Annotated in this window: 21 protein-coding genes; 12 read left to right on the top strand and 9 right to left on the bottom strand. The window is 72.6% G+C overall.

Features of this window, described 5'->3' with window-relative positions; all coding sequences use genetic code 11:
- Positions 1-53: 53 nt before the first annotated feature.
- A complete protein-coding gene (locus ACSNN9_RS01210) occupies positions 54-944 on the top strand; it encodes a LysR family transcriptional regulator ArgP (protein ID WP_436670782.1) in 891 nt (296 codons plus the stop codon).
- Positions 945-966: 22 nt separating this feature from the next.
- On the opposite strand, the gene ACSNN9_RS01205 is transcribed toward ACSNN9_RS01210, so the two are convergent.
- A complete protein-coding gene (locus ACSNN9_RS01205) occupies positions 967-2,715 on the bottom strand; it encodes an acetyl/propionyl/methylcrotonyl-CoA carboxylase subunit alpha (RefSeq protein WP_436670757.1) in 1,749 nt (582 codons plus the stop codon).
- 146 nt (positions 2,716-2,861) lie between these two features.
- Here ACSNN9_RS01205 and ACSNN9_RS01200 point away from each other — a divergent pair, with 146 nt between their 5' ends.
- From ACSNN9_RS01200 to ACSNN9_RS01185, 4 genes are all read left to right on the top strand, one after another.
- Complete coding sequence (locus tag ACSNN9_RS01200) at positions 2,862-3,485, top strand: PadR family transcriptional regulator (protein ID WP_436670781.1); 624 nt, start codon at positions 2,862-2,864, stop codon at positions 3,483-3,485.
- Positions 3,486-3,615: 130 nt separating this feature from the next.
- Entirely contained in the window at positions 3,616-4,575 is a 960-nt protein-coding gene (locus tag ACSNN9_RS01195; protein ID WP_436670756.1) for an ATP-binding cassette domain-containing protein, read from the top strand.
- Between the two features lie 21 nt (positions 4,576-4,596).
- On the top strand, positions 4,597-5,352 hold the full coding sequence (locus ACSNN9_RS01190) for an ABC transporter permease (protein ID WP_436670755.1): 756 nt from the start codon (positions 4,597-4,599) through the stop codon (positions 5,350-5,352).
- An 84-nt stretch (positions 5,353-5,436) separates the two neighbouring features.
- Positions 5,437-6,831, top strand: a complete 1,395-nt coding sequence (locus ACSNN9_RS01185; RefSeq protein ID WP_436670754.1) for an MFS transporter — start codon at positions 5,437-5,439, stop codon at positions 6,829-6,831.
- A gap of 138 nt (positions 6,832-6,969) precedes the next feature.
- On the opposite strand, the gene ACSNN9_RS01180 is transcribed toward ACSNN9_RS01185, so the two are convergent.
- The 5 genes from ACSNN9_RS01180 to ACSNN9_RS01160 all read right to left on the bottom strand — a co-directional run bounded on the left by ACSNN9_RS01180 (position 6,970) and on the right by ACSNN9_RS01160 (position 11,751).
- Positions 6,970-7,623 carry an O-methyltransferase gene (locus ACSNN9_RS01180; RefSeq protein WP_436670753.1) on the bottom strand — a complete coding sequence of 218 codons (654 nt, stop codon included), beginning with the start codon at positions 7,621-7,623 and terminating at the stop codon, positions 6,970-6,972.
- Positions 7,624-7,632: 9 nt separating this feature from the next.
- Positions 7,633-8,289 (bottom strand): Maf family protein, encoded by a 657-nt coding sequence (locus ACSNN9_RS01175; protein ID WP_436670752.1) that lies wholly within the window; start codon positions 8,287-8,289, stop codon positions 7,633-7,635.
- A gap of 88 nt (positions 8,290-8,377) precedes the next feature.
- The gene (gene mycP, locus ACSNN9_RS01170) at positions 8,378-9,496 is read right to left on the bottom strand and encodes a type VII secretion-associated serine protease mycosin (RefSeq protein ID WP_436670780.1); all 1,119 of its coding nucleotides are present in this window, start codon (positions 9,494-9,496) and stop codon (positions 8,378-8,380) included.
- Between the two features lie 1,429 nt (positions 9,497-10,925).
- Entirely contained in the window at positions 10,926-11,399 is a 474-nt protein-coding gene (locus ACSNN9_RS01165) for a hypothetical protein (protein ID WP_436670751.1), read from the bottom strand.
- A 142-nt stretch (positions 11,400-11,541) separates the two neighbouring features.
- Positions 11,542-11,751, bottom strand: coding sequence for an acyl-CoA carboxylase subunit epsilon (locus tag ACSNN9_RS01160; protein ID WP_436670750.1), 210 nt, complete (start codon positions 11,749-11,751; stop codon positions 11,542-11,544).
- Between the two features lie 92 nt (positions 11,752-11,843).
- On the opposite strand from ACSNN9_RS01160, the gene ACSNN9_RS01155 reads away from it, so the two are divergent.
- Together ACSNN9_RS01155 and ACSNN9_RS01150 are read left to right on the top strand one after the other, a co-directional pair.
- Entirely contained in the window at positions 11,844-13,766 is a 1,923-nt protein-coding gene (locus ACSNN9_RS01155) for a protein kinase domain-containing protein (protein WP_436670749.1), read from the top strand.
- Positions 13,767-13,857: 91 nt separating this feature from the next.
- Positions 13,858-14,088: a hypothetical protein gene (locus ACSNN9_RS01150; RefSeq protein ID WP_436670748.1), complete on the top strand. Its 231-nt coding sequence runs from the start codon at positions 13,858-13,860 to the stop codon at positions 14,086-14,088.
- A gap of 101 nt (positions 14,089-14,189) precedes the next feature.
- Here the strand turns inward: ACSNN9_RS01150 and ACSNN9_RS01145 are convergent, their stop codons facing one another.
- Together ACSNN9_RS01145 and ACSNN9_RS01140 are read right to left on the bottom strand one after the other, a co-directional pair.
- Positions 14,190-14,942, bottom strand: a complete 753-nt coding sequence (locus ACSNN9_RS01145; protein ID WP_436670747.1) for a GH25 family lysozyme — start codon at positions 14,940-14,942, stop codon at positions 14,190-14,192.
- Between the two features lie 131 nt (positions 14,943-15,073).
- Positions 15,074-15,625: a Uma2 family endonuclease gene (locus ACSNN9_RS01140; RefSeq protein ID WP_436670746.1), complete on the bottom strand. Its 552-nt coding sequence runs from the start codon at positions 15,623-15,625 to the stop codon at positions 15,074-15,076.
- Positions 15,626-15,726: 101 nt separating this feature from the next.
- Here ACSNN9_RS01140 and ACSNN9_RS01135 point away from each other — a divergent pair, with 101 nt between their 5' ends.
- From ACSNN9_RS01135 to ACSNN9_RS01125, 3 genes are all read left to right on the top strand, one after another.
- The gene (locus tag ACSNN9_RS01135; RefSeq protein ID WP_436670745.1) at positions 15,727-16,470 is read left to right on the top strand and encodes a M50 family metallopeptidase; all 744 of its coding nucleotides are present in this window, start codon (positions 15,727-15,729) and stop codon (positions 16,468-16,470) included.
- A 186-nt stretch (positions 16,471-16,656) separates the two neighbouring features.
- Entirely contained in the window at positions 16,657-17,157 is a 501-nt protein-coding gene (locus ACSNN9_RS01130; RefSeq protein WP_357083360.1) for a SigE family RNA polymerase sigma factor, read from the top strand.
- Positions 17,150-18,007: a hypothetical protein gene (locus tag ACSNN9_RS01125; protein WP_436670744.1), complete on the top strand. Its 858-nt coding sequence runs from the start codon at positions 17,150-17,152 to the stop codon at positions 18,005-18,007. The genes ACSNN9_RS01130 and ACSNN9_RS01125 overlap by 8 nt, the downstream gene beginning before the upstream one ends.
- A gap of 42 nt (positions 18,008-18,049) precedes the next feature.
- On the opposite strand, the gene ACSNN9_RS01120 is transcribed toward ACSNN9_RS01125, so the two are convergent.
- On the bottom strand, positions 18,050-19,633 hold the full coding sequence (locus ACSNN9_RS01120; protein WP_436670743.1) for an acyl-CoA carboxylase subunit beta: 1,584 nt from the start codon (positions 19,631-19,633) through the stop codon (positions 18,050-18,052).
- Positions 19,634-19,738: 105 nt separating this feature from the next.
- Between ACSNN9_RS01120 and ACSNN9_RS01115 the strand changes: the two genes are divergently transcribed.
- Positions 19,739-20,614 (top strand): biotin--[acetyl-CoA-carboxylase] ligase, encoded by an 876-nt coding sequence (locus ACSNN9_RS01115; RefSeq protein ID WP_436670742.1) that lies wholly within the window; start codon positions 19,739-19,741, stop codon positions 20,612-20,614.
- An 84-nt stretch (positions 20,615-20,698) separates the two neighbouring features.
- Positions 20,699-21,271 carry a PH domain-containing protein gene (locus ACSNN9_RS01110; protein ID WP_436670741.1) on the top strand — a complete coding sequence of 191 codons (573 nt, stop codon included), beginning with the start codon at positions 20,699-20,701 and terminating at the stop codon, positions 21,269-21,271.
- Positions 21,272-21,306: the final 35 nt, after the last annotated feature.

The following is a 21,306-nucleotide window of genomic DNA, read 5'->3' as shown; positions in this document are numbered from 1 at the left end:
CGGCCGATGCAGCCCAGCTAAAGATTCTCATGGCGGATAAGCTGGGCTTCATCATGCTCGACACCACGCAGCTCCGGACGTTCGCCGCGGTGGTCCGCGAGGGCAGCTTCGAGGCGGCCGCGCACGCCCTGCACGTCACGCCGTCGGCCGTCAGCCAACGGATGAAGGCGTTGGAGCAGGCCGTCGGGCAGGTGCTGGTCCGCCGGACGAAGCCGTGCCGGGCCACCGACGCGGGCCGGCCGCTGCTGCGGCTGGCCGGGCAGGTGGCCCTGCTGGAGCGGGAGGCGCTGGACGCCGCGCGCCCGCCGACGACGGGCGGTGCCGCCCCCACCCGGGTGACCGTCGTGGCGAACGGGGACTCGCTCGGCACCTGGTTCGTCGGCGCGCTGGCGCGGCTGCCCGCCGAGCTGGCGCTCCTGTTCGACGTACGCCGCGACGACGAGGACCACACGGCGGAGCTGATCCGCGACGGCACCGCGATGGCGGCGGTGACCGCCCAGCGCGAGGCCGTCCAGGGCTGCCGGGTGGAGCGGCTGGGCGCCATGCGGTACGTCGCGCTGGCCCGGACCGAGTTCGCGGCCCGCCACTTTCCCGACGGTCTCACCGAGGCGGCCCTCGCGACGGCGCCGGTGCTGGCCTTCGACCGCAAGGACCAGCTCCAGCAGAGGTTCGCCCGCACCGTGACCCGGCGACGGATCGACCCGCCCGTCCACTACGTGCCGTCCTTCGACGGCTTCAACGAGGCCGTGCGGCTGGGGTTGGGCTGGGGGATGGTCCCCGAGCGGTTCGCCCGTGCCGACATCGCGGCCGGCCGCTGCGTCGACCTCGGCGCCGGGCGCCACCTGGACCGGCCGCTGTACTGGCAGCACTGGCGGGTGGACTCGACCACGCTGGACGCGCTGACCGTCGCCGTCCGCGCGGTCGCCGCCACCGAGCTGCGCTGACCCCCGCGCCGACCGGGCAGGGTCAGGCGATCGTGCAGATCGCCGCGCCGGCGGTGATGACGGCGCCGACCTCGGCCGCGAGGCCGCTGACCGTGCCCGCCTTGTGGGCGTGCAGCGGCTGCTCCATCTTCATCGCCTCCAGCACCACGACCAGGTCACCCTCGGCGACGGTGTCGCCGTCGGCGACCGCGATCTTGACGATGGTGCCCTGCATCGGGGAGGTGAGCGCGTCGCCGCTGACCGCGACGCCGGCCTTGGCCCCGCCGCCCCGGCGGACCGGCTTGCGTGCGGCGGGCGCGGCGGCCGTACCCCCGCCGAGGCCGGCCGGGAGGCTGACCTCCAGCCGCTTGCCGCCGACCTCGACCACGACGGTCTCGCGCTCGGCCGGCGCGTCGGCGGGGCCGGCGGCGGCGGTGAACGGCGGGACGGTGTTGTCGAACTCGGTCTCGATCCACCGGGTGTGCACGGTGAACGGCTCGGCGGTGAAGGCCTCGTCGCGGACCACCAGCCGGTGGAACGGCAGCGCGGTGGCCATGCCCTCGACGACCATCTCGTCCAGGGCGCGGCGGGCGCGCTCCAGCGCCTCGGTACGCGTCTCGCCGCTGACGATCACCTTGGCCAGCAGCGAGTCGAAGTTGCCGCCGATCACGTCGCCGGCGGAGATGCCGGTGTCCACCCGGACGCCGGGACCGGAGGGCAGCCGCAGCGCCGTGACCGTGCCGGGGGCGGGCAGGAAGCTGCGGCCCGGGTCCTCGCCGTTGATCCGGAACTCGATGGAGTGCCCGCGCGGCGTCGGGTCCTCGGTGAACCGCAGCTTCTCGCCGTCGGCGATCCGGAACTGCTCGCGGACCAGGTCGATGCCGGCGGTCTCCTCGGTGACCGGGTGCTCGACCTGGAGGCGCGTGTTGACCTCCAGGAAGGAGATGGTGCCGTCGGCGCCGACCAGGTATTCCACTGTGCCGGCGCCGTGGTAGCCGGCCTCCCGGCAGATCGCCTTGGCGCTGTCGTGGATCTGGGCGCGCTGCGCGTCGGTGAGGAACGGCGCGGGGGCCTCCTCGACCAGCTTCTGGTGCCGGCGCTGGAGCGAGCAGTCCCGCGTGCCGACCACGATCACGTTGCCGTGCCGGTCGGCCAGCACCTGCGCCTCGACGTGGCGGGGCTGGTCCAGGTAGCGCTCGACGAAGCACTCGCCCCGGCCGAACGCGGCGACCGCCTCGCGGGTGGCCGACTCGAACAGGTGCGGGATCTCCTCCATGGTCCGGGCCACCTTGAGCCCGCGCCCGCCGCCGCCGAAGGCGGCCTTGATGGCGACCGGCAGGCCGTGGTCGACGGCGAACGCCATCACCTCGTCGGGGCTGCCGACCGGGTCGGGGGTGCCGGGCACCAGGGGCGCGCCGGCGCGCTGGGCGATGTGCCGGGCGGTGACCTTGTCGCCGAGGTCCCGGATCGCCTGCGGGGTGGGGCCGATCCAGGTCAGCCCGGCGTCGATGACGGCCTGGGCGAAGTCGGCGTTCTCGGAGAGGAAGCCGTAGCCGGGGTGGACCGCGTCGGCATCGGCCTTCGCGGCGACCTCCAGCAGCTTGTCGATCCGCAGGTACGTCTCGGCGGCGGTGTCCCCGCCGAGCGCGTACGCCTCGTCGGCCAGCGTGGCGTGCAGGGCGTCCCGGTCGGAGTCCGCGTAGACGGCGACGCTGCCGAGGCCGGCGTCGCGACAGGCGCGGATGACGCGGACGGCGATCTCGCCGCGGTTGGCGATGAGTACCTTGCGCACCTTGCTGGCTCCTCCCGGAGGGTCACTGACCGGGAGTGTATCGGCCACCGTGGCGGCCCTAACGATCGCTCAGTGTGGGATGCCGCACTGTTCCCCGCGCCCTAGTCAAATTTGCTTATTACGCTCGTCCGGTGTCTGCCACGCGAATGATGATCCTGGGCCTGGTGCGCTGGATGCAGCCCGTGCACGGCTACGACGTGCGCCGCGAGCTGCTCAGTTGGAGCGCCGACAAGTGGGCGAACGTGCAGCCCGGATCGATCTACCACGCCCTGCGCAAGCTGACGCAGGAAGGGCTGTTGCGCGAGGTGGCCACCGAGCAGGTGGGCGCCCGTCCGGCCCGCACCACGTACGAGGTCACCCCGAAGGGGGAGGAGGAGTTCGAGTCGCTGCTGCGCGGCCTGTGGTGGCAGCTGCACGAGCCGCCGGACCCGTTCGCGGCGGCGTTCTCCTTCCTGCCCGCGATGCCGCGCGAGGAGGCGGCGGCTGCCCTGCGCAACCGGGCGAACCTGCTGCGCGCCGGTGTCGAGTGGATGCGTACGTCGTTGAGTTCTGGCTGGATGCGTGAGACCAAGCCGGTGCACGTGGGGTGGATGTTCGAGCTCTGGACGGCCCGCTCCGAGGCGGAGATCTCCTGGTGCGAGCGGATCGCGGAACGGATCGAGTCGGGGGTGTCGTACCTGCCCGAGGGGATGGAGCGGGCGCACGGGTGGGAGGGCTGGGAGGAGCGGCTGCCGCCCCGGCCGTCGCCGGGACCGTCGGTGGAAGAATAATCAACGTTGACCATAAGAGCTATATCGCGTTAGCCTGCCCGGGACGCCACGGGGGAGCCTGCCGTCCGGCCTCGTCTCCGAGGGACAGACAGGTGGCCGGTGGCACCGGCCCGGACGACCAGGAGCAGAGATGATCGAGACCAGAGGGCTGCGGAAGTCGTTCCGCTCCCGGGAGGGTCGCCAGACGAAGACCGTCGACGCGGTGCGCGGCGTCGACCTCGAGGTCGCCGAGGGGGAGATCTTCGGTTTCCTCGGCCCCAACGGCGCCGGCAAGACCACCACCCTGCGGATGCTGGCCACGCTGATCGAGCCGGACGGCGGCGAGGCCACCGTCGCCGGGGCCGACCTGCGCCGGGACCCGGCCGAGGTGCGTCGCCGCATCGGCTACGTCGCCCAGGGCGGCAGCACCTGGGACGAGTCCACCGCCCGGGAGGAACTCGTCCTGCACGCCCGGATGTACGGCATCGGCAAGGCCGACGCGCTCCGGCGGGCCGCCCGCGCCCTCGACGCCTTCCAGCTCACCGAGTACGCCGACCGCAAGTGCAAGACCTACTCCGGCGGTCAGCGGCGGCGGGTGGAGATCGCCCTCGGCATCATCCACGAGCCGAGGATCGTCTTCCTGGACGAGCCGACGACGGGCCTCGACCCGCAGAGCCGGGCGCACATGTGGGACGAGATCCGCCGGCTGCGGTCCGACGGCATGACCGTCTTCATCACCACCCACTACCTGGAGGAGGCCGACGCGCTCTGCGACCGGATCGCGATCACGGATCACGGCGAGGTGGTCGCGGAGGGCACCCCGGCCGACCTGAAGCGCGAGATCTCCGGCGACGTCGTGCTGGTCGGGCTGGCCGCCGCGGCCACCCCGCAGGCCGCGCAGCTGCTCGACGGCGAGCCCTACGTCAACAAGCTGGAGACCGTCGAGGAGGGCGGGCTGCGGCTCTACGTCGACGAGGGGGCGACCGCCATCCCGCAGATCCTGCGTCGCGTCGACACCGCCGGCCTCGGGCTCGACTCCATCGAGCTGCACCGGCCCAGCCTCGACGACGTCTTCCTCACCAAGACCGGCCGCTCGCTGCGCGAGTCCTGATCCGGAGACCGGAGAGACCTCATGAAACTCGCCCGTGACACCTGGCTGATCTTCCAGCGCCAGCTCCAACTGCTGCTGCGCAACCCCGTCTGGGTCTTCGTCGGCGTCTTCCAGCCGGTGATGTACCTGCTGCTCTTCGCCCCGCTGCTCAAGCCGGCGCTGAACGCGCCCACCCAGGCGGAGGCCTACAAGATCTTCGTACCGGGCCTGCTGGTGCTGCTGGCCATCTTCGGTGGCCTGTTCCAGGGCTTCGGCCTGATCGCCGAGCTGCGCGCCGGGGTCATCGAACGCTCCCGGGTCACCCCGGTCAGCCGCCTCGCCCTGCTGCTCGGCCGCTCGCTGCGCGACGTGGTGTCGCTCATCGTGCAGGCGGTCATCATCACCCTGCTCGCGCTCCTGTTCGACCTGCGCGTCTCCCTCGGCGACCTGCTGCTGGCGTACCTCATGCTCGCCCTGATCGCGCTGATGACCTCGGCCGTCTCCTACGGCATCGCGCTCAAGGTCAAGAGCGAGGACGCGCTGGCCCCGCTGATGAACACCGTGGCGCAGCCCGTGCTGCTGCTCTCCGGCATCCTGCTGCCGCTGACCTTCGCGCCGGGCTGGCTCCAGGGCATCGCCGAGTGGAACCCGTTCTCCTGGGCGGTCGACGGCACCCGGGCCCTCTTCGCCGGCGACCTCGGCGACGACAGGGTCTGGCAGGGCCTCGGCATCATCGCGATCCTCGCCGCCGCCGGCGTCGTCTGGGCCGCCCGGCAGTTCGCCCGCAGCGTCCGCTGAGCGGAGCGCTCCCTTCCTGGCGGCGGGGAGAGTTGCCTCTCACCAGGGGCGGGGCGCGGGCCCGACGCTTGTAGCGTGTGGCCGGTGCCCCGCCTCACCCGTGACCGGCTCACCTGGCTGACCTACGCCCAGCTCGGGCTGTGGGGCTTCTTCCTCTACGGCTTCGGCCCGGTCGTGCCGCTGCTGCGTGACGAACAGGGCACCTCGGCCGCCGTCGCCGGCCTGCACAGCACCGGCATCGCCGTGGGCGCGCTGGCCGGCGGGGCGCTCTTCGCGCCCCTGGCCCGCCGGCTCGGCCGGGGTCGGGCGATCTGGACCGGGCTGGCGGGCGTGGCGGCCGGCGTCGCCGCCCTGGGCCTCGTCCGCGCCCTGCCCGCCACGATCACCGCCGTCGCGGTGATCGCCACCTTCGGCATGCTGGTGATCAGCGGCGTGTCCGTGGTGCTCACCGACAGGCACGGCGTGGGCGCGCCGGCCGCGCTGACCGAGGCCAATGCCGTCTGTGCCGGTGCCGGCATCCTCGCCCCGCTGGTCATCGGCGCCAGCGTGGACGCCGGGTGGGGCTGGCGACCGGCGATGGCCGTCGAGATCGGCCTGATCGCGCTGGTCGCGCTCGCCGCCCTGACCTTCCGCGTACGCCTGCCGCGGCCCGCCCCCGCTGCCGCGGCTCCCGGTACCCCGCCGGCCAGCGCCCGGCCCGCCGCCGGCCCGACGGCCCCCGCCGCCGCCGACCTGACGGTCCCTGCCGCTGCCGGTCCGACGGTCCCCGCCGACGGCCCGACGGTCCCCGCCGCCGCCGAGCTCGGCTCGGCCAGGGGCGGCGGCGCGACTGCCGGCCTCGGCTCGGTCACGGGCGCGGGCGCGCCTTCCGACGCCCACCGGTCGAGCCGGCGGCTGCCGGCGGCGTACTGGATCGCCTGGGTGCTCATGGCGGTCACCGGCTCGATCGAGGTCTGCCTGTCGCTCTGGACGGCCGACGTGCTCCGCTCGCACGCCGGGATGGTGGCCGGCACCGCCTCGGCCGCCGTCGCCGCGATCGTCTGCGGGATGTTCGTGGGCCGGCTCGTCGGGGGCCGGTTCGCCCTGCGGTACCGGCCCGTGCCGCTGCTGCTGGCCGCGCTGGGCGTGTCGCTGGCCGGGTTCGCGATCTTCTGGATCGCGCCGGTCGGCTGGCTCGCCGTCACCGGCCTGGTCGTCCTCGGCCTCGGCAACGCCCTGCACTATCCGCTGGCGATCTCGATCGCGCTCGCCGTCGCCGGGCCGGCCGCGGACCGGGCGGCCGGCTGGGCTTCGTACTCGATGGGGGTCGGCTTCGGGATCGCGCCGGTCGCGCTCGGCTGGGTGGCCGACGGCGTCGGACCGCACCTGGCCTTCCTGCTGCTGCCCGGCTTCATCGCGGCGGCCGCGCTGCTCGCCGCCCGCCTGGGCCGCGCCCTGCGCCCGGCTCCCGCCGAGGTCCGGTCCCCGGCCCCCGCCTGACCCCGACCGGCGCCTCCCTCGAACCCCGATACGCCGCCCCGGACCTTGGTACGCCTCCCTTGGATCTTGGTACGGAACCGCCCTTCCGGGGGCCGTTGCGTACCAAGACCGCGTAGGGCTGTGCTCTGCGGTGGGTGGTCAGTGCACCCGGGCCAGGGTCAGGCCGTCGGCGATCGGGAGCATCACCGCGTCGACCCGGACGTCGGCGAGCACCTCGTCGTTGAACGCCGCGATGGCCCGGTCGTCGGCGTTCTGCGGGGCGATGACCCGGCCACCGCGCAACACGTTGTCGACCGCGATCATCCCGCCGGGACGCATCCGGGGCACCAGCTCCGCCCAGTAGATCGGGTAGCCGGTCTTGTCGGCGTCGATGAACGCGAAGTCCAGGTAGCGCTCGTGGGGCAGCTCGCGCAGCGTGTCTCCGGCCGGGCCGATGCGCAGCTCGATCCGGTCGTCCACGCTGGCGCGGGCCCAGTACCGCCGGGCGATGCCGGTGAACTCCTCCGAGATGTCGAAGCAGGTCAGCCGCCCGCCCTCCGGCAGCCCGCGCGCGATCGCCAGCGACGAGAGGCCCGTGAACGTGCCCACCTCGACGGCCTGCCGCACCCCGAGCAGCCGGGTGAGGAAGGTCAGGAAGGCGGCCTGCTCCGGCGCGACCTGCATCTGCGCGTCGTTCGGCAGGGCCGCGCGCGTCTCCTCGGCCAGGTCCCGCATGATCTCGTCCGGCGGCGCACCGTGCGCGACCAGGTACGCGTGCAGCTCCGACGTGAGCGGGATCGACTTGGTGGTCATGAACGGACGCTAGCCGAGCGGCTCGACCGTCTGGTTGCCGGGCGCGACCTTCGTCCACAGATCGGTGATCCGCAGGTCCAGCTCGGCGAGAAGGCGACGCAGCATCGGCAGGGAGAGCCCGATGACCGTGCTCGGATCACCCTCGATCCGCTGCACGAACGGCCCGCCCAGCCCGTCGATCGTGAAGGCGCCCGCCACGGCCAGCGGCTCGCCGGTACCCACGTACGTGGCGATCTCGTCGTCGCTGACGTCGGCGAAGTGCACGACGGTGGAGGCGACCGCCTCGGCCCGCCGCCCCGCCTCGACGTCGATCAGGCAGTGCCCGCTGTGCAGCACGCCGCTGCGCCCGCGCATCCGCTCCCAGCGCCGGGTGGCGTCCGCCGCGTCGGCCGGCTTGCCGAGGATCTCCCCGTCGAAGGCCAACACCGAGTCGCACCCGATCACCAACGTCCGCTGGTCGTCGATCGGCCGCAGCCGGGTGAGTACCGCCTGAGCCTTCATCCGGGCCAGTTCCAGACAGAGTTCCTCGGCCCGCTCGGTGACCACGAGGGACTCGTCTACGCCGCTGACCAGCACGTCCGGTTCGACCCCGGCGGCTTGGAGAATCTTGCGGCGGGCGGGGCTCGCCGAGGCGAGCACGAGGCGGAGCGGCATGGATTTCGGCACGGCGCCGACGTTACCGGCTGACCGGGACGACGACGTCTCGGGTGGGACGTGTCCACCCTTGCCCGCCCGTCTCCGTCGGTCGAGTTGCTCAGCGACTGATGCGGGGCGGCGGGTCGTCGCCACGACGCCGCCGACGGGCGATGAAAGTCCACGCGCCACCGGCAGCCACGATCACGCCGAGGGTGACCAGGCCGCGGGTCGTCGCCCCGCCGTCCCCGTCGCCCGCCGGCTCCGCTACCGCCGTCGTGGTCGAGGCGGCGGGGGCGCTCGCCGTCGCGGAACCGAAACCCAGCGGCGGTACGTCAGCCGTCAACGCCGCCACCAGGTCGATGACACCGTGGCCGTACTCGTCGTCCCGCCCCGGCGCGCCCTTGTCGATCGCGGTGGCGGTGAGCCTGTGCGCCACCTCGGAGGCAGGCAGGTACGGATACTTGGACCGAATCAACGCTGCCGCCCCCGCGACGATGGCAGTGGAGTCCGAGGTCCCCGTGCCTTTTCGATATTTGCCGTCAATGCTCGTGCTGTAAATATCGACCGCCGGAGCAGTGAGGTCAACTTCCGTGCCTGTTACCGATATCGGTGCATGCCGTCCGGCTTGGTCTATGCCGCCAACCGCAATCACCCCAGGCTCCCGGGCGGGGTATGCAACGGTCCTGTCAGTCGGGATGTTACCTGATCCGGCAACGACTACAACGTCGAGCGCAAGCGCTTTTTTGACCGCCTGCGTAAGGCGAGGGCTTGTGTCGCCTCCACTGGATATGCTGATCACATCTGCGCCTTTGGAGACCGCGAACTCTATTCCTAAGGCCAAATCGTCGGCGTCGCCAAGATTGTTGGCCGAAGACGACATGATCGGAAGAATTTTAGCTTTAGGGGCGATGCCAAGCGCACCTGCATTTGAGGACCGACCGTGCGCGGCGATCAACCCTGCCATTCCGGTGCCGTGTCCATTCCGGTCCTGTTGACCGCTGCCGCTTCCACCAGGGATGACGTCTGTCCCCACGAGCAAATTCTTGTGGAGGTCGGGATGCGGATCAACGCCGGTGTCTGGTACGGCGACGATGACACCCTCTCCGCGAGTTACTTGATGCGCCTGGTCTACCTTCAGATAGCGCAGGTGCCACTGGTCGCCTCGGATGCGGTCGACACCGTGTGGCTGCTGTGGGCGATCCGAAATGACGTTTCCTGCGGCAGGATAGGCTGACATAGCCACACTTAGCGTTAGCGTGCCGAGAGCTGCACGAAGCTTCACCTGTTGAAGCCGATGGCCGGCCCTGGGTCGATTGGTCCCTCCTCGTCAGGTGGGCCTACGACTGGGGGAACTCCCTGATCTGTCTCCCATGGGTGGTCCGGATCCCAGCGACGTGGTTCCTCGGTATCCCTACGTCGTCCGCCCCGCGCAGATGTACCGTTCGGGCTGCCTATTCCTACCGCACCCCCGTGCGGAGTGCCGCCGATTGGGGGCATGCCGTGATTCCCCCCGAAACCCCGGCCTCCACCAGGTCGGGAGCCTGCTCCGCCTGTCGGTGCGGTGCCCGCGCCGCCGCCGCCGATCACGCCCCCGATTGGATTCACCCGCCGCGGTTGATTGTTAACCGTCCCGGGGTGACCGAACCCCGTTCCGGGCGCTCCGATCATGCCACTAGATGGCATAGGCCGGCCTGAAGGTGGTTGCACCTGGTGGGCTTGGTTGCCAGTGCCGTTGGAGATGGGTCGGCCCAAGGTGCCATGTTGCGGCGTTGTTGCGCTGGGTCGACTAACCCCTGTGGACAACGGAGGAATCCCTGCGCCGCCTGGATAGGGATTCGGCGGTGCGGGCGGCGTAGTCGGTGGCAGTCCGGGGCTGGCGGGCGCCGGTGTCAGACCAGAGCCGACACCGCCCAGAACGGGACCCATTCCCGGCGCGGTGGGGGCTTGGACGGCTCGAACAGGTCCGGACGTTCGGCTAAGCGATGGTGTACCGGTTGACGTTGTCACCGGTAGCGGGACGATCGGTGGAATAGTGGGTGCGATCCCGCCGCCGTATACGTCTCCGGATCCAGGGTCAATCCCGGGCCGTGGTGGCCTGATAGGTGGCGGCTGACGGAGCATTACTTGGGCGTGTTGGAGTTCGCCGCTGAGGCCGTACATGATGCCGCGCGCCTGGACGTTGAGTCGTTCCAGGTCGGCGTCCGTGACCGGGCGGTCGGGGACCCGGCTGCCCATGGCCGCCTTCGGGTCGGCGAGCGTCGCCTCGTATGTCTGCTTCTCCTGGACCTTGACGGCGTACGCCTCGTAGATCTTCTTGAGCTCCTCGCGGGTGGCGCCGATCGCCTGCGTGGCGGCGGAGAGCACGGTGTAGTTGGCGCTCGCGGCGTCGTGCGTGCGCTGCACCTTCTCGATCAGCTCGTCCAGCTCGCGGATGTAGGCCCGGGCGGCCTCGTTGGTTCCCGGGGGCCATGCCTCCGCCAGCCCTCGGCGGTATTCCTGGAGGCGGCTCAGGTGGGCGCGGGAGAGGTCGCAGACCTTGCGCCAGCCGGCGACCTGCTTCCAGTGGTTGGTGGTGTCGTGGTCCTGGAGGCAGGCCCACATGTTGGCGACGTCCATCAGCCGCCAGTCGGTGAGGGCGGACGTGCGGCCGCCGGTGCCCCGCTCGATCACGGCAGCACCACCGGCCTCTGCCCCTGCCCCGGCACGGCCTCCGGCCCGGTGGGATCGGGCAGCACCGGCGCCGCGCCGCGGGGCGCTGCGGCGGCCGGGTTGGCGAGGGCCCGCTCGACGTCGGTCACCCGCGCGGAGGCGAAGGCGTCGGACCCGGTGTAGTTGGTGGCGACGGTGCCGGCGGCGACGGCCAGGTGGCCGGTGGCGTCGCGGACGCCCCAGACCATGTCGGCGGTGGCCTGCTGGGTCTCGTGGTGCGCGCGCAGGAAGTTGACCAGCTCGATGAACGCGTCGGCCGGGTTGGGCACTGGTGCGGTCATGTCCTCGGCGATGTACGACAGGTGCGGGGCGTAGTTGCGTTCCACCTCGGCCTGGAGCTTGTCGGCGAACTCGCGGAGCTGGCGGATGTCCGCCTCGATGCCGCCGTAGCCGCGGAGCCAGGACGCTGGACCGTCCTCCTCGGGGATCATCGGCCCTCCCTACCCGTCACTGCGCCGTTTCCCTGAGTGAGATTAATGGTTCCCCGGGCCCGTCGGCAGCCCCGCCCCGGCACCAGCGGCCGCCCCGCGCGCGTGCAGGGGCGCCGAGCTGCGGTGATCCGTACGGAAATGGTCAGCGGGGCAGGCCGGACGCCCGCCAGGCGCCGGGGCCGGCGGTCGCCGCTGCGGCGGGCCGGCCGGAGCGCGCCCAGGCGGACGCGGCGACCGGAGGGGGCGCGGCGACCGGGCGGGACCGTACGACGATCGCGCCCACCAGCGCGGCCAGTTCCTCGGCGGTGGGGACCCCGCGGACGACCCGGAACAGCGGCTCTTCGGCAGACATGGCGCCAGCGTACGCGCCGGAGATGTTGACCTGAACCGCACAGTGGCGTGCCGGCGGTGTGAGCGTCGCCGGCTCCGGGTACCGTCTGGGCGATGTCGAACGCGCTGCCCCAACTCGTCGCTGACCGATACCGGCTCCTTTCGCCGCTCGGTCAGGGCGGCATGGGTCGGGTGTGGAAGGCGCGCGACGAGGTGCTGCACCGGGACGTGGCGATCAAGGAACTCGTTCCGCCGCCCAGCCTCACCGACGAGGAGCGCCGCGAGATGCGGGAACGCTCGCTGCGTGAGGCCCGGGCCATCGCCCGGCTCAACCACATCAACGTGGTCCGCATCTTCGACGTGCTGCGCACCGACGGCGACCCGTGGATCGTCATGGAGTACGTGCCGTCGAAGTCGTTGCAGGACACCCTCGCCGAGGACGGTCCGGTGACGCCCGCGCGCGCCGTGGAGATCGGCCTGGGCGTGCTGGCCGCGCTGAAGTCGGCGCACAAGGCCGGCGTGATGCACCGCGACGTCAAGCCCGGCAACGTGCTGCTCGGCGACGACGGCCGGGTGGTGCTGACCGATTTCGGCCTCGCCACGATTCCCGGCGACCCGAACGTGACGCGCACCGGCATGGTGCTGGGCTCGCCCGCGTACATCTCGCCGGAGCGGGCCCGCGAGGGCACCGCCGGGCCGGAGGCCGACCTCTGGTCGCTGGGCGCCACCCTCTACGCGGCGGTCGAGGGCAAGTCGCCGTACGCGCGGCCGTCGGCGATCGCCACCCTGGCGGCGCTCGCCACCGAGCCGATGCCGCCGCCGAAGAACGCCGGGCCGCTCAAGCCGGTGCTCAACGGCCTGCTGCGCAAGGACCCCAAGGAGCGGATCACCGCCGAGGTGGCGGAGAAGCTGCTGCGCCGCGCGGGTGGCAAGCGCACGCGCACCATCCCGCTGCTCGACGGCGTACGCCGGCCGGGGCCGAACGGTCCGCGGGAGCCGCGCCCGCCGCTGGTGCCGGCGCCGCGACCGGCCGAGGGCGCGTCCGACAGGCCGGTCAGCCCGCCGGCGCCCCGCGCGCCGCAGGCGGCGGCCGGGGCCGGTGCGGCGGCGGCCGAGGACGCGACCGCGGCGGCCTCATCGGACCTCGCGCCGACCGCGAAGGTCGGACCGTCCACCTCGGACAACGCCCCGACGGCGAAGGTCGACCCGCCGAAGCCGGCGCTCGACGACACGAAGGCCGAGCCGGCGCAGCCCGCGCCCGGGCGCCCGGCGAATCCCACCTCGGTGATGCCCGCGCCGGTGAGCCCGCCGTCCGGCCGGGCGACGGTCGTCCCGTCCGAGGGTACGAAGCCCGACAACACCCGCCGCAACATTTTGATCGGCGTGCTGGTCGCGCTGCTGCTGCTCGGCCTCGTGGTGATCGTGCCGATGCTGTCCGGCGGCGACGGCGGGGACGGCGGCGGCACCCCGCAGGCCGACCCGACCGGCGCCGCGACCACGCAGGGGCAGCCGCAGTCCTCCGCGCCGGCCCCGCCCACGAGTGCCGCGCCGAGCCCGACGCCCTCGGCCACCCCCTCCCCGACGCCGGACGCGCTGCCGGCGGGCTGGAAGCTGCACAAGGACCCGGCCGGCTTCGCGCTGCCGCTGCCGGAGGGCTGGGTGCGCCGACAGGTGGACGGCAGCACGGTCGTCTTCGACCAGTCCAACGGGCCGGGCGAGCTGCTCGTCCAGTGGACCAGCAGCCCGGAGGACGACGCGTACGCCGACTGGAAAGAGCAGGAGCCGGGTCGCAAGAGCCGCGTCAACAACTACCAGTACCTGAGCATCGAGCGCTGCGACTACTTCAAGACCTGCGCGGACTGGGAGTGGCTGGAGACCCGCGACGGCACCCGGATCCACGTCCGCAACCGGGGCTTCGTGACGGCCAGGAATCGTGGCTACGCCCTGCGCTGGGAGGTCGCCGCGAAGGACTGGCAGGCCAAGCTGGCCGACTTCGACCGGATCGCCAAGGGCTTCGTGCCCGACCGCAAGGACTGACCCGCGGGATTCGCGCCCGTTGCGAGATCGACTCGCATGACCTTCCGCCGTACGGGGTATCTGACCGTCACGACGGAAGGGAGGGTACGACATGGGTTACCGACTCAGGGACGCCCGGCCCCGAGTGGCACTGTGGATGCTCGTGGCGCTCGGCGACATCGTCCTGCTGCTCGCCGCTGCCGGTCTGCCGGTGCTGTTCGCGCTGCTCAGCGTCGTCACCGTCACCCTCGCCGGGGTGGGCGTCCGGCGCTTCGCCAGGCGGGGCGCGCTCGCCCGCGAGGACGCGGCGACCGTCCCCGTGGCGGCCCGACGGCGGGCCTGACGCGAGCGAGACGCGGCGTTGGCGGCAGCCGGACCAGTTGTCGACCGTACGGTGACAACCGGTCCCGCTGCCGCCAACCGCCTCCCCAGGCGTCTGGCGGCTCAGGTGTTGTTGGCCAGCGCGATCAGCCGGGTCCGGTCACCGTTCCAGTAGTTGCGGTCGACGGCGCCGCTGATCCCCGCGACGCTGCCGCGGTCGGTGTACTGCCAGAAGCTCCAGAACGGGGCCCCGGCCGGCAGCGTGCCGACCGTGCTCGACCAACGGGCGACCCAGAGCGGGTGGTTGGCCCACGGGGCGGTCCAACTGCCGGTGCACTGGTTCCACCAGCTCGTGGTGGTGTAGATGACCGCGTAGCGGCCGGTGCGGGAGCGGTAGGTGTTGAGGAAGTCCTGGACCCAGTTCCGCATCCCGGTCGTGCTCAGGCCGTAGCAGTAGCCCCCGGCGTACGGGTTGGCTTCGAGGTCCAGCGCAGCAGGGAGGGTGCGGCTGTCGGCGGACCAGGCGCCGCCGTTGGACGCCAGGTAGTTCGCCTGGACCGCCCCGGAGGAGATGTTGGGCCGGGCGAAGTGGTACGCCCCCCGGATGACGCCGGCGTTGTAGGCGGCCACGTAGTTCGTGTTGAACCTCGGGTCCTTGTAGCTGGTGCCCTCGGTCGCCTTGATGAAGGCGAACTGGATGCCCGCGTTGCGGACGCTGGTCCAGTTGATGGCGCCCTGGTAGTGGGACACGTCGATGCCGGGGGTGGTGGCCGCGGACGCCGGGGTCGCGGTCGCGACGAGCCCCGCCGCCGCGGTGGCCAGGGCCGCGAGGGTGGCGGCCAGCAGCCGCCGCAGGGATGTTCCGGTACGGGTCATGGATGCCTCCAAGGACGCCGGACTTAATAGACGTTCATCTTTGGAGGTAAGTGCCCCGAATGGCAAGGGGAGCTAAGGAAATCTTCAGGAACGGTGGAAGCCGACCACCATGCCGGGTGCGTCGCGTCGCCTCAGCGCAGCGTGGCCGGATCGACGCGCCAGCGGATCGGCTCGGCCAGACTGAGCTCCTCGCCCGGCTTCGCGACCCGTTCCTCGACGTAGTGCGTGCCGTCGAGCCGGTGCAGTCGCAGCGAGTGGCCGGCGCCGTCCTGCTCGACCAGCAGGTACCACGGGATCCCGGCGATCGCGTAGAGCTGCATCTTGACCAGCCGGTCGGCGGCCGCGTTTCCCGGCGAGACGATCTCGCAGACGAGGACGACCTCGCCCGCCTCGACCACGGTGCCCTCGTCGTCGGTGTCGGCCACCACCACGTCGGGGATGACGATGCGGTCGACACCGAGCCGGACGTTCACCGCCTCGAAGACCAGCAGACCCTGCGGCAGCGCTGCCAGCCGCAGGCTGTTCGTCAGGCTCCACGACACCAACTGGTGCCGCTTGCTCGGGGCAGGGCTCACGATCAGGCTCCCGTCGAGCAACTCGATCCGGTTCGGCGTCTCGCCCATGGCGAGGTACTCGGCCTCGGTCCACAGGCCGACGTGGGGTTCCAGGGGTGCCGCGCTCACCGGCGTCCACCTCCCGCTCCTGTCGCCACCCGATCAGCCTTCCACGATACGGGCCGACGAGGTCGCAGCGACACAGGTCGGGGCCGGTAGGCTCGCGCCCCATGGTGTCGATCGACGGGCTCGGCGGTCTCTGGGACAAGCTGTTCGCGGCGCAGCCGGACCCCCCGCCCCTTCTGGTGCTGCTGACCGCCGCCGTCGCGCTGGTGGTCGTCAGCACCCGACTGCCCTGGCGGATCGCGCGCAACGCCATCACCATCGCCCACGAGGGCGGGCACGCGCTGGTCGCCCTGCTCACCGGCCGCCGCCTGCACGGCATCCGGCTGCACTCGGACACCTCCGGGCTCACCCTCTCCGCCGGCCGGCCCACCGGCCCGGGGATGATCCTCACCCTGCTCGCCGGCTATGTCGCCCCGCCGCTGGTCGGGCTGGCCGGCGCGTGGCTGCTCGGCGGCAACCGGATCACCCTGCTGCTCTGGGTCGCCGTGGTGCTGCTGCTGGCCATGCTGGTCATGATCCGCAACGTCTTCGGCGTCATCTCGCTGCTGGTCACCGGCGGGGTGGTGCTCGCCGTCTCCTGGTACGCCGAGCCCCAGGTGCAGGCGGCGTTCGCGTACGCCGGAGTGTGGTTCCTGCTGCTCGGCGGGGTGCGGCCGGTGGTGGAGCTGCAACGGCTGCGCGCCCGGGGGCGGATGCCCGCCTCCGACGCCGACCAGCTCGCCGGCCTCACCCCGCTGCCCGCGTTCTTCTGGGTCACCGTCTTCGCCCTGGTCAACCTCGTCGCCCTCGGTGCAGGCGCGCTGCTGCTCGCCGGCCCGATCCTCACCGAGGCCGGCCTGACCCCCTGACCGGGCCGCGAACGCCGGGCGCTGCGCGCACGGACCGAGCGCCACCACCCGCAGGCCGGCCGCGACCAGCAGGGGCCCCGGTCGGCGGGTTCGACGTGACCGGGCTGGCGAAAATGATCGGCTGACCGGGCAACCGGCGGCACCGCCGGGCGCGTGTCCCCTGCGACCGTCACGGGGAGGTAGCAGGTGCCGGACGTCGACGGGTTCGACGAGTTCTACCGGGGCAGCCGGCAACGGCTGCTCGGCTTCGTCTACGCGCTCACCGGCGACCTCGCCGAGGCGCAGGACGCCGTGCAGGAGGCGTACATCCGGGCCTGGCAGCGCTGGTCGACGGTGAGCACGTACGAGGAGCCGGAGGCGTGGGTGCGGGTGGTGGCCAGCCGGATCGCGGTCAGCCGGTGGCGCAGCCTGCGCAGCCGGGCCCGCGCCTACCTGCGGCACGGCGCCAACGAGAGCGTGCCCGGCCCGGACACCGCCACCGTCGAGGTGGTCACCGCCCTGCGCCGGCTGCCCGAGGAGCAGCGCACCGCCATCGCCCTCTACTACCTGGTCGGCATGCCGGTCGCCGAGGTGGCCCGGCAGACGGCCGCCCCGGTGGGCACGGTCAAGGCCCGACTCTCCCGGGGGCGCGCCGCGCTCGCCGGGCTGCTCGCCGTCTCTGACCTGGAGGAGGCCGCCGATGCGTGACGAGACGACCTTCGTCGAGCAGGTGCACCGGGACCTGCGCGACGTCCGCTGGCCGGAGCCGGCGGAGATCCGCGCCCGGGCCCGCAGGCGCAGCAGGCGTACGGCGCTGGCGGCGGCGGTCGCGGTGCTCGCCGTCGCCTCCGCCTCCGCCGTGGCGGTCGGGGACTGGTCCGGGCGGCGAGGGCTGTCCCCGGCGGAGCCGGCCGTGCCGGCGACCCGGGTCGAGATTCCCCCGGCGGCCCTGCTGCAACGGGACGACCTGTCGGCGCGGACGGGCGTCCAACTCAGCGAGGCCGGGCTGGGCGGCACCGTCGACGTGGGCGTGGGCCTGCGCCGGTGCGCGGACAAGCGCAAGAACGGTACGCCGGCGCAGGAGACCTGGGTGAGCCGGTCCCAGACGGTGCTGCGGCCGACCCTCGGCGGCGGCGGGGGGCGGCTCGGCGACGTCCTGGTCGTCCAGGATCTGCACCGGTTGCGGGGCGACGGGGCCGCGCGGTTCTTCGAGGGGCTGCGTGGGCAGCTCGCCGTCTGCCGGGAGTGGCGGGAGGTGCGGTCGATCGAGTGGGGCGGCGAGTCCGTCACCGTCGAGGACGTGCACCGCTGGGAGGCGCCCCGGCGCGACTTCGCCGGGGACGAGTCGCTCCTGCTGCGCCACTCGGTCTCGGCGACCCTCGACCCGGTCGACGGGCAGGCGCCGGGCCAGCCGTCCGTGCCGGACGCGACCGTGGTGGTGCGGGTCGGCGACCTGGTGAGCGTGCTGATCCTGGAGCCGACCACCGAGGCCGAGCTGGTCCGCCTCGCCGGGCTGGCCGCGCGGCGCATGTGCGCCGCCGCCAACCCGTCCTGCTGACCCGCCCGGGGGTGGGTGGGCGCCCACCCCCGGCCCCGACGGTCAGAGCGGGATGTTGCCGTGCTTCTTCGGCGGCAGGGTCTCGCGCTTGGTGCGCAGCACCCGCAGCGCGCGGACGATCTGGGTACGCGTCTCGTGCGGCGGGATGACGCTGTCCACGTAGCCTCGCTCGGCCGCGATGTACGGGTTGGCGAGGGTGTCCTCGTACTCGGCGATCTTCTCGGCCCGCACGGCTGCCGGGTCCTCGGCGGCGGCCAGCTCGGAGCGGTAGAGGATGTTCACCGCGCCCTGCGCGCCCATCACCGCGATCTGTGCGGTCGGCCAGGCGAAGTTCAGGTCCGCGCCGAGGTGCTTGGAGCCCATCACGTCGTACGCCCCGCCGTACGCCTTGCGGGTGATCACGGTGACCTTGGGGACGGTTGCCTCGGCGTACGCGTAGATGAGCTTCGCGCCCCGGCGGATGATGCCGTCCCACTCCTGGCCGGTGCCGGGCAGGAAGCCGGGAACGTCCACGAAGGTCAGCACCGGGATGTTGAACGCGTCGCAGGTGCGCACGAACCGGGCGGCCTTCTCCGAGGCGGCGATGTCCAGGGTGCCGGCGAAGTGCATCGGCTGGTTGGCGACGACGCCGACCGGCCGGCCCTCGACCCGGCCGTAGCCGACGACGATGTTCTGCGCGTAGAGCGGCTGGACCTCCAGGAACTCGCCGTCGTCGAGGACGTGCTCGATCACCCGGTGCATGTCGTACGGCTGGTTCGCCGAGTCGGGGATCAGCGTGTCCAGCTCCCGGTCCTCGTCGGAGATGTCGAGGTCGCCCGGGGCGTCGAAGACCGGCGGCTCGTCCAGGTTGTTCGACGGCAGGTACGACAGCAGCGCCTTGACGTAGTCGATCGCGTCCTGCTCGTCCGTGGCGAGGTAGTGCGCGTTGCCGCTGCGCGAGTTGTGCGTACGGGCGCCGCCCAGCTCCTCCATCCCCACGTCCTCGCCGGTGACCGTCTTGATGACGTCCGGACCGGTGATGAACATGTGCGAGGTCTGGTCGACCATCACGGTGAAGTCGGTGACCGCCGGGGAGTAGACCGCCCCGCCGGCGCACGGGCCCATGATCAGGGAGATCTGCGGGATGACGCCGCTGGCCCGTACGTTGCGGAAGAAGATCTCGCCGTAGAGGCCGAGCGAGGCGACGCCCTCCTGGATGCGCGCGCCCCCGGAGTCGTTGATGCCGACGACCGGGCAGCCGATCTTCATCGCCAGGTCCATCACCTTGACGATCTTCTCGCCGAATACCTCGCCGAGGGAGCCACCGAAGACGGTGAAGTCCTGGGCGAAGACGCAGACCTGCCGGCCGTCGATGGTGCCGTAGCCGGTGATGACGCCGTCGCCGTACGGGCGGGTCTTCGCCAGGCCGAAGTTGGTGGACCGGTGCCGGGCCAGCTCGTCCAGCTCGACGAAGGAACCCTCGTCGAGCAGCATCTCGATCCGCTCGCGGGCGGTCTTCTTGCCCCTCGCGTGCTGCTTCTCGACCGCGCGCGCCGACCCGGCGTGCACCGCCTCGTCGACCCGACGCTCCAGGTCGGCCAGCTTGCCCGCGGTGCTGTGGATGTTGATCCCGGTCTCGGTAGTCACCCTGGGAATATAACGATGGTTCAGGCCGCCGCCGCTGTGCAGTTCGCCTCAGCCCGACCGCGACGCCCCCGGTCGGCCGCGCGGGGGCGGCCGTAGGCTGACGGGATGCCGGGCTCGCCGTACACCGATCTGGACCGCCCGCCGCTGTCGGCGGCGCGGCTGCGGCGGGCGCTGGTCGCCCCGCACGGGCCCTGGGCCCGGCTGGAGCTGCGCGCCGAGACCGGCTCGACCAACGCGGACGTCGCCGAGGCGGCCCGGGCCGGCGAGCCGGAGGGCCTGGTGGTGGTCGCGGAGCGGCAGACCGCCGGGCGCGGCCGGCGCGGTCGGGTCTGGCAGTCGCCGGCCCGGGCCGGCATCGCCACCAGCGTGCTGCTCCGCCCGGGGGAGGCCGTCGCCGACCGCGGCTGGCCGCCCGCACCCCAGACGGGGTACGGCTGGCTGCCGCTGCTCGCCGGCGTCGCCCTGGTCGAGGCGGTGACCCGGCTGGCCGAGCTGGACGCGGGCCTGAAGTGGCCGAACGACCTGCTCGTCGGCGGCGCAAAGTGCGCCGGCATCCTCGCCGAGGCGGTGCCGGGATCCTCGCCGGCCCGGCCGCCCGCGATCGTGCTGGGCATCGGCCTCAACGTCACGCTCCGCGCCGACGAGCTGCCGGAGAACCCGAAGGGGCTGCCGGCGACCTCCCTGCAACTGGCCGGGGCGGCGGCCACCGACCGGGACCCGCTGCTGCGGGCGCTGCTGCGCGGGGTCGCCGACTGGTACGGCGAGTGGCGCGCGGCCGGCGGGGACGCGGTCGCCAGCGGCCTGCGCGACGCCTACCTGGCGACCTGCGCGACGATCGACCGGCAGGTACGCGTGCTGCTGCCCGGCGGCGAGGAGGTGACCGGCACCGCGACCGGCGTGGACGCCGACGGCCAACTCCTGGTGGCCACCCCCACCGCCACCCGCGCCCTCGCGGCCGGCGACGTCCTGCACCTCCGCTGAACGCCGACACCCGCCGCGCGGCTGATCCCTGCGGGTGAGGGGAGCGGTTACGGTCAGCGCGTCCGTTTCTGCGAGGAGGTTCCCGTGGCGTTCCCCGATGACGTGCTCACCGAGGACGAGCACGTCGTACTGCACCTGCACCCGCACTGGAAGGCGCTGATCCGGCCGGTCGCGGTGCTTGTGCTCGCCGTCGCGGCGGTGGTGGCCGGCATGGTCCTGCTGCCGTCCGGCGGGGGCGGCTCGATCGCGCTCGCCGTCATCGGCGGCCTGGCCCTGCTGGCGGTGCTGTGGCTGGCGCTCTGGCCGTTCCTGGTGTGGCGGAGCACCCACTACCTCTTCACCAACGAGCGGGTGCTGCTCCAGCAGGGGGTGCTCTCCCGCGACCGGCGGGACATCCCGCTGACCCGGATCAACGACCACGCGATGAACCAGCAGTTCGTGGAGCGCCTGCTCGGCTGCGGAACCCTGACCATCGAGTCCGCCGGCGAACGCGGCCAGTCCGTCCTGCACGACGTGCCGGGGGTCGGCCGGGTCCAGACCAAGCTCTACGAGCTGGTGGAGGCCCACCACGACAAGCACTCCCTCGGCGACACCGAGATGCGCGACATCCTGGCGGACCTGCACGAGGGCAAGCCCCTGCGCGACCCCACCGCCTGAGACGCCAGGGCCCCGGTCGGCCTGGCCCGGATCGG

It is taken from the genome of Micromonospora sp. URMC 107 (assembly GCF_051386315.1).
GTDB lineage: Bacteria > Actinomycetota > Actinomycetes > Mycobacteriales > Micromonosporaceae > Micromonospora.
The sequence above is the reverse complement of the archived record's forward strand: the minus strand, read 5'-3'. Positions and strand labels throughout refer to the sequence as shown.